The organism is Streptomyces sp. NPDC127114, assembly GCF_042677525.1.
GTDB lineage: Bacteria > Actinomycetota > Actinomycetes > Streptomycetales > Streptomycetaceae > Streptomyces.
The window spans coordinates 1-5,697 of record NZ_JBHXTJ010000089.1 but is presented as its reverse complement, the minus strand read 5'-3'; the positions used below and the strand labels follow the sequence as shown (position 1 = coordinate 5,697).

Genomic DNA, 5,697 nt, shown 5'->3' with positions numbered 1-5,697 from the left:
GCCGAGGGCCGGGGCTTCGACGCCCCGGCCCTCGGCCGTCTGCGGCTGCTGCCGCCGACGCGGCTCCCGCGCCGCGTTACTTCTTCTTGCCGCGCTTCTCGCGCACCCGCACCGAGATGTGGATCGGGGTGCCCTCGAAGCCGAACTCCTCGCGGAGGCGGCGCTCGATGAAGCGGCGGTAGCCGGCCTCCAGGAAGCCGGAGGCGAAGAGCACGAACCGCGGCGGCTTGGTGCCCGCCTGCGTGCCGAAGAGGATGCGCGGCTGCTTGCCGCCGCGGATCGGGTGCGGGTGGGCGGCGACCAGCTCGCCGAGGAAGGCGTTGAGCCGGCCGGTGGGGACGCGGGTCTCCCAGCCGGCGAGGGCGGTCTCGATCGCCGGGACCAGCTTGTCCATGTGGCGGCCGGTCTTGGCGGAGACGTTGACCCGGGGCGCCCAGGAGACCTGCTGCATCTCGGTCTCGATCTCGCGCTCCAGGTAGTAGCGCCGCTCCTCGTCGAGCTCGTCCCACTTGTTGTAGGCGATGACGACGGCGCGGCCCGACTCGACCGCCATCGTGATGATGCGCTGGTCCTGGACCGAGATGTGGTCGGTGGTGTCGATGAGGATGACGGCCACCTCCGCCTTCTCGACGGCGGCGGCGGTGCGCAGCGAGGCGTAGTAGTCCGCGCCCTCCTGGAGGTGGACCTTCTTGCGGATGCCCGCGGTGTCCACGAACTTCCAGGTCTTGCCGCCGAGCTCGATCAGCTCGTCGACCGGGTCGCGGGTGGTGCCCGCCAGCTCGTTGACGACGACCCGCTCCTCGCCGGCGACCTTGTTGAGGAGGGAGGACTTGCCGACGTTCGGGCGGCCGATGAGGGCGATGCGGCGCGGGCCGCCGACGGCGTTGCCGAAGCGCTGCTCCGGGGCCTCGGGCAGGGCCTTGAGGACCTCGTCGAGGAGGTCGCCGGTGCCGCGGCCGTGCAGCGAGGAGACCGGGAAGGGCTCGCCGAGGCCGAGGGACCACAGCATCGCGGCGTCGGCCTCGCCGGAGGGGCCGTCGACCTTGTTGGCGGCGAGGACGACCGGCTTGCCGGCGCGGCGGAGCAGCTTGACGACGGCCTCGTCGGTGTCGGTGGCGCCCACGGTGGCGTCGACGACGAAGAGGCACGCGTCGGCGGCCTCGATGGCGTACTCGGCCTGGGCGGCGACGGAGGCGTCGATGCCGAGGACGTCCTGCTCCCAGCCGCCGGTGTCGACGACCTTGAAGCGGCGGCCGGCCCACTCGGCCTCGTAGGTGACGCGGTCGCGGGTGACGCCCGGGCGGTCCTCGACGACGGCCTCGCGGCGGCCGATGATGCGGTTCACCAGGGTCGACTTGCCGACGTTCGGGCGGCCGACGACGGCGAGGACGGGCAGCGGGCCGTGCCCGGCCTCCTCGATCGCGCCTTCGACGTCCTCGAGGTCGAAGCCCTCTTCCGCGGCGAGCTCCATGAACTCCGCGTACTCGGCGTCGCCAAGTGCCCCGTGGTCGTGCTGGTCGTTCATGAAGTCCGTTCCTTGATCATTCGTGGTCGGTGGGTCCTCGCCGGCGTGTGCCTGAGGCCCACTACTGAGAGTGTCGCTCAGCGCCCGGTGAGGCGCCTGGCGTTTTTCAGGTGGTCGGTGAGCCGTTCCTGGATGCGGAAGGTCGCCTCGTCCAGCGCCTTGCGGGTGCGCCGGCCGCTGCCGTCACCGGCCTCGAACGGGTCGCCGAAGACGATGTCGACCCGGCTGCGGAGCCGGGGCAGCCCCTTGACCAACCGTCCGGGGGCGTCCGTGCTTCCCAGCACGGCGACCGGGACGATCGGGGCGCCGCTGCGGACGGCGAAGTAGGCGAGCCCGGCGCGGAGCGAGGCGAAGTCGCCCTCGCCGCGGGTGCCCTCGGGGAAGATCCCGAGGACGCCGCCGTGGTCGAGGACCGCGAGGGCGTTGCCTATCGCGGTCCGGTCGGTGGAGTCGCGGTCCACCTTGAGCTGCCCGATGCCTTCCAGGAAGGCACCCAGCGGGCCGACGAACGCTTCCTTCTTGATGAGGAAGTGCACGGGCCGCGGGGCGGTGCCCATGAGCATGGGGCCGTCGATGTTGTGCGCGTGGTTGACGGCAAGGATGACGGGGCCGGTGGCCGGGACCCGCCAGGCGCCGAGCACGCGCGGCTTCCAGAAGCCGTACATCAGCCCGATGCCGATGCGGCGGCCGACGGCGGCGCCCTTCGGTGAGGGCTGGGTCACTCGGCGGCCCTCTTCTCCTCCACCAGCGTCACGACGCACTCGATGACCTGGTCGAGGGTGAGGTCGGTGGTGTCGACCTCGACGGCGTCGCCGGCCTTGGCGAGCGGGGAGGTCTTGCGGCTGGAGTCGGCCGCGTCCCGCTTGATCAGGGCCTGCTTGGTCGCGTGGACGTCGACGCCCTTGAGCTCGCCGGAGCGGCGGGCGGCGCGGGCCTCGGGAGAGGCGGTGAGGAAGATCTTGAGGTCGGCGTCGGGCAGGACGGTGGTGCCGATGTCCCGGCCCTCGACGACGATGCCGCGCTCGGCGTTGCGGGCGATGGACCGCTGGAGCTCCGTGATGAGGGTCCGCACCTCGGGGACGGCGCTGACGGCGCTGACCTTGGACGTGACCTCCTCGGTACGGATGGGGCCGGCGGCGTCGACGCCGTCCACCGTGATGGTGGGCCGGGCCGGGTCGGTGCCGGAGACGATGACGGGCTTGGCGGCGGCGTTGGCGACCGCGTCGGCGTCGGTGACGTCGACGCCGTTGCTGATCATCCACCAGGTGATGGCCCGGTACTGGGCCCCGGTGTCGAGGTAGCTCAGCCCCAGCTTGGCGGCAACCGCCTTCGAGGTGCTCGACTTGCCCGTGCCGGAGGGGCCGTCGATGGCGACGATCACGGTTTCCACGGTGGGGAACGCCTTCCTGGGTGAGCGGCAGCCCCCGGCGGATGTACGGGGGACTCCACAAGGTTACCGAGTCCCCCGCACCCGTTCGGCCCAGCGGGCTGGATCATGCGCCGCCGCCCTCGCACCGCTCGGCCCCAAGGGGCCTCCCGGGCTTCGGACGGCTGCGCCGGACTCCGTCCGACGGGTCGTCCCCCGGGGCCCTTGAAAACCCCAGGGGCGTCAGCTCGTGCGCAGCGCCCAGCCCCGCTCCCGCAGGGCGTCGCTCAGGACCGGGGCCACGGAGGGCTCGACCATGAGCTGGACCAGGCCCGCCTGCTGGCCGGTCGCGTGCTCGATGCGGACGTCCTCGATGTTGACGCCCGCACGGCCCGCGTCGGCGAAGATCCGGGCCAGCTCGCCCGGCTGGTCGCTGATGAGCACGGCGACCGTCTCGTACGCCGTCGGGGCGGCGCCGTGCTTGCCGGGGACGCGCGCGCGGCCGGCGTTGCCGCGGCGCAGGACGTCCTCCACGTCCGAGGCGCCCGCGCGCCGCTCGGCCTCGTCGCCGGACTGGAGCGAGCGCAGCGCCCGTACCGTCTCGTCCAGGTCGGCGGCCACGCCCGCGAGGACGTCGGCGACGGGTCCGGGGTTGGCGGAGAGGATCTCGACCCACATGCGCGGGTCGGAGGCGGCGATCCGGGTCACGTCGCGGATGCCCTGTCCGCAGAGCCGTACCGCCGTCTCGTCCGCGCTCTCGAGGCGCGCCGCCACCATGGACGAGACGAGCTGCGGGGTGTGCGAGACCAGCGCGACCGCGCGGTCATGGGCGTCGGCGTCCATGACGACCGGGACGGCGCGGCAGAGGGCGACCAGTTCCAGGGCGAGGTTGAGGACCTCGGTGTCGGTGTCCCGGGTCGGGGTGAGGACCCACGGCCGGCCCTCGAAGAGGTCGGCGGTGGCGGCCAGCGGGCCGGAGCGCTCCTTGCCGGACATCGGGTGGGTTCCGATGTACGCGGTGAGGTCGAGCCCCAGCTCTTGCAGCTCCCGCTTCGGACCGCCCTTGACGCTGGCCACGTCGAGGTAGCCGCGGCCGAGCCCGGCGCCGATCGCCTCGGCGAGGGTGCCGGCGACGTGCGCGGGCGGTACGGCGACGATCACCAGGTCCACCGGCCCCTCGGGCGCCGCGTCCGTGCCGGCGCCGAGCGCGGCGGCGGTACGGGCCCGGGCCGGGTCGTGGTCGCGGAGGTGGACGGTGACGCCCCGTCCGGCCAGGGCGAGTGCGGCGGAGGTGCCGATCAGGCCGGTTCCGATGACGAGCGCGGTTCTCACTGGGCGATGTCCTTGCGCAGGGCGGCCGCGGCACCGAGGTAGACGTGCGCGATCCGGGACTTGGGCAGTTCCGACTCGACGTGTGCGAGGAGCCGTACGACCCTCGGCATCGCACCTTCGATGTCGAGCTCCTGGGCGCAGATCAGGGGGACGTCGACGATCCCGGTGCGGCGGGCGGCCGCGGCCGGGAAGTCGCTGTGCAGATCGGGTGTGGCCGTGAACCAGATGCTGATGAGGTCGTCGGCGGTCAGTCCGTTGCGTTCGAGCACGGCGGTGAGCAGCTCCTCGACCTGCTCGTGCATGTGCCCGGCCTCGTCCCGCTCCAGCTGGACGGCGCCTCGGACCGCTCGTACCGCCACCTCGTCACTCCTTCGTCGCCTGCGTCGGTGCTCCGGCCAGCCTAGTCAGCCGTCCGGAGCCGCCGTCGTGGCGCCCGCCCTGCGAGACGGGCCCCGGGATGCGCGGGCGGCCGATCACGCCCGTGACTTCATGTTCCGCCACCCGGGGTGGCCGGGCGCGGTGAGCGCGAGCGGGCGCGGCCGCACGCTGTGGCGGTACAACTGTCGGATGCTGCTGCACGTCGTACCCCTGGACGAATGGTCCGCCGACCCCGGCCTCCCCTACGCCCCGCCCTCCCTCGCCGCCGAGGGCTTCGTCCACTGCTCGCCGGACGAGACCACGGCCCTCGCCATCGCCGACGCCCACTACCGAGACGTGCCCGGCCCGCTGCTCGTCCTGGTGCTCGACGAGTCGCGGCTGGGCGGCGAGGTCCGCTGGGAGGGCTCGGAGGACATGCTCTTCCCGCACGTGTACGGGCCGATCGAGCGGGCCGCGGTGACGGCGGTCCTGGAGGTACGGCGGGACGCGGACGGCCGGGCGAGGGAGCTGACGCCCTGGGCGTAGGCGTGTCGCGGCGCGCGGCCCGGGGCGCTGGCCAAGCTGGTCGCCATGACTGCTGACGCCCCACTCCGCCTGTCCCGCCGTGCGGCCCTCCTCGCCGGTACGGTCCTGGTCACCGGCTGCGGTGACGACGGATCGGGCGGTACGGAGGAGAGCCCGGCGCCGACGGACGGGACCGCGCCGCCGACGGCGCCGTCGTCCGCAGCGGGGTCCCCGCCGGCGGCCTCCGCCTCCTCCGGCCGCCGGGCGCTCGCCAAGACCTCCGAGATCCCGGTGGGCGGCGGCACGGTCTTCAAGGACGCGAAGGTCGTGGTGACCCAGCCCGCGCAGGGCGAGTTCAAGGCCTTCTCGGCGGTCTGCACGCACCAGGGCTGTCTCGTGGACAAGGTGGCCGACGGCACGATCGACTGCCCGTGCCACGGATCCAGGTACCGCATCGCGGACGGCTCCGTGGCCGCGGGCCCGGCGCCCCGCCCGCTGCCGGCCGAGCAGATCGACGTCTCGTCGGGAACGATCACCCTGGCCTAGGGCCTGTCCGGCGGATCTCGCCGCCGACGGCCCCCGCGTCATCGAC

Annotated in this window: 7 protein-coding genes; 2 read left to right on the top strand and 5 right to left on the bottom strand. The window is 73.4% G+C overall.

Annotated elements, in window-relative coordinates; all coding sequences use genetic code 11:
- Nucleotides 1-76: 76 nt before the first annotated feature.
- The 5 genes from der to aroH form a co-directional block, all read right to left on the bottom strand.
- Nucleotides 77-1,525 (bottom strand): ribosome biogenesis GTPase Der, encoded by a 1,449-nt coding sequence (der, locus tag ACFVGS_RS37295; protein ID WP_384423566.1) that lies wholly within the window; start codon nucleotides 1,523-1,525, stop codon nucleotides 77-79.
- Nucleotides 1,526-1,602: 77 nt separating this feature from the next.
- Nucleotides 1,603-2,247 carry a lysophospholipid acyltransferase family protein gene (locus ACFVGS_RS37290; protein WP_384423567.1) on the bottom strand — a complete coding sequence of 215 codons (645 nt, stop codon included), beginning with the start codon at nucleotides 2,245-2,247 and terminating at the stop codon, nucleotides 1,603-1,605.
- Nucleotides 2,244-2,906, bottom strand: coding sequence for a (d)CMP kinase (gene cmk, locus ACFVGS_RS37285; RefSeq protein WP_384423572.1), 663 nt, complete (start codon nucleotides 2,904-2,906; stop codon nucleotides 2,244-2,246). The genes ACFVGS_RS37290 and cmk overlap by 4 nt, the downstream gene beginning before the upstream one ends.
- A gap of 228 nt (nucleotides 2,907-3,134) precedes the next feature.
- A complete protein-coding gene (locus ACFVGS_RS37280) occupies nucleotides 3,135-4,223 on the bottom strand; it encodes a prephenate dehydrogenase (RefSeq protein ID WP_384423568.1) in 1,089 nt (362 codons plus the stop codon).
- Entirely contained in the window at nucleotides 4,220-4,582 is a 363-nt protein-coding gene (aroH, locus tag ACFVGS_RS37275; RefSeq protein ID WP_384423569.1) for a chorismate mutase, read from the bottom strand. The genes ACFVGS_RS37280 and aroH overlap by 4 nt, the downstream gene beginning before the upstream one ends.
- Nucleotides 4,583-4,790: 208 nt before the next feature.
- Between aroH and ACFVGS_RS37270 the strand changes: the two genes are divergently transcribed.
- Entirely contained in the window at nucleotides 4,791-5,126 is a 336-nt protein-coding gene (locus tag ACFVGS_RS37270; RefSeq protein WP_384423570.1) for a DUF952 domain-containing protein, read from the top strand.
- 45 nt (nucleotides 5,127-5,171) lie between these two features.
- Nucleotides 5,172-5,651 carry a Rieske (2Fe-2S) protein gene (locus ACFVGS_RS37265; RefSeq protein ID WP_385696915.1) on the top strand — a complete coding sequence of 160 codons (480 nt, stop codon included), beginning with the start codon at nucleotides 5,172-5,174 and terminating at the stop codon, nucleotides 5,649-5,651.
- Nucleotides 5,652-5,697: the final 46 nt, after the last annotated feature.

Bases quoted from the DNA above. Each gene is read 5' to 3' on its own strand.
- der (WP_384423566.1), bottom strand. From the start codon at position 1,525: ATGAACGACCAGCACGACCACGGGGCACTTGGCGACGCCGAGTACGCG.
- ACFVGS_RS37270 (WP_384423570.1), top strand. From the start codon at position 4,791: ATGCTGCTGCACGTCGTACCCCTGGACGAATGGTCCGCCGACCCCGGC.
- ACFVGS_RS37265 (WP_385696915.1), top strand. From the start codon at position 5,172: ATGACTGCTGACGCCCCACTCCGCCTGTCCCGCCGTGCGGCCCTCCTC.